Source organism: Enterobacter sp. R-1.6.2 (assembly GCF_035064085.1).
Taxonomy (GTDB): Bacteria; Pseudomonadota; Gammaproteobacteria; order Enterobacterales; family Enterobacteriaceae; genus Enterobacter; species Enterobacter asburiae_B.
Genome location: NZ_JASEYI010000100.1, coordinates 1 through 1,138, shown reverse-complemented (window position 1 = coordinate 1,138; position 1,138 = coordinate 1). Strand labels below are relative to the sequence as shown.

At 58.3% G+C, this 1,138-nt stretch carries 1 pseudogene; it reads right to left on the bottom strand.

Annotation, left to right across the window (positions count from 1 at the left end):
* Positions 1 to 1,138: pseudogene (locus QMN93_RS25960) on the bottom strand (hypothetical protein); the annotation flags it as partial.

Below are 1,138 nucleotides of genomic sequence, written 5' to 3'. Positions count from 1 at the left end.
TTGTCGGAGAAGACAAAATAGCCGTTGTTGCCCGACGGCAGCGGGTAAGCGCTGGTGTCGACGCGCTGGCCCTGATAATGCCCGACGGCGCCACCCTGAGCGGTTCTGAGATCGGCGGTGGTGACCCCGGCGTTTGCCAGTGCGCCCAGCTGGCCGAGGTTCGCGTTGCCTTTCTGCCTGGTGCCAATGTTGCTGAGAGGCGTGCCGGACGCGCCGCCGTTTTCCAGCGAGCCGCCGCCGTTAAGCTGCTGCAGCGCCCCCTGAAGCCGATCGTTCCACTGCGGCGAGGTCACCGCCACGGTTCCGGCAGCGCTCAGCCCCTGTTTTTGCACACCGCTGCCGATGGTCTGGTTGCTGAGGGTGTTCAGCGACGGCGCAGGTATCGAATGACTTATTCCACCGCCATTCGAGGTCGTCGCCGTATTGCTGATATTACTGGTAAAATTCGCCGTGACCTGACCGCCAGCCTGAATCACCGCGCGGAGGGCTTGTTCGGTGGTATGGGTTTCGTACTGAGGCGCGCCATCCAGCGTATAAGTCACACGACGGTTGTTATCGTTGCCGGAGGCAGGGCTTCCTTTCAGGCTGGATACCTTGCCTGTTTTCCCACTATAACGATAGACCTTATATTCATCCTCTGAATAACCAAACCAGGACTGGTTATTCAGGCTGTTGCCGGAAAGGTTCATCCCATTCCCGGCCAGTAAATAACCGGCACGGTTATTCAGCGTAGCGGCATTGATAGTCAGATCGTGGTTAGCGGCGATGCGCGCAACGCCACCTGTTGCGGTCACATCGACCACGGTCGATCCGACCAGATAACGTTGTACTGCTCCACTTGGCATCGGCGCGACAATTGAGAAGATATTACCGCCACCCGCACCACTGTAAATTGTATAAATATACCCCCACTCATCAGGGGGTAGGTCTGTGACTTTTACACGAATGGAGGTCGCGCCGCTTGCAGCAGGGCTGCCCGTCGCGGCCTGATAGCTGCGTGTTTCACTGATCCCCTCGCGCTCATTCAACAGGCTTCCTGTCCTGATGGTGATATCCCCATTCTGCGTCTCAATATTCCCCGACGTGTTCACCACCTGGCTGTTGGCATTCCCCGCCGCATCCCGCTGCATCCACAGGT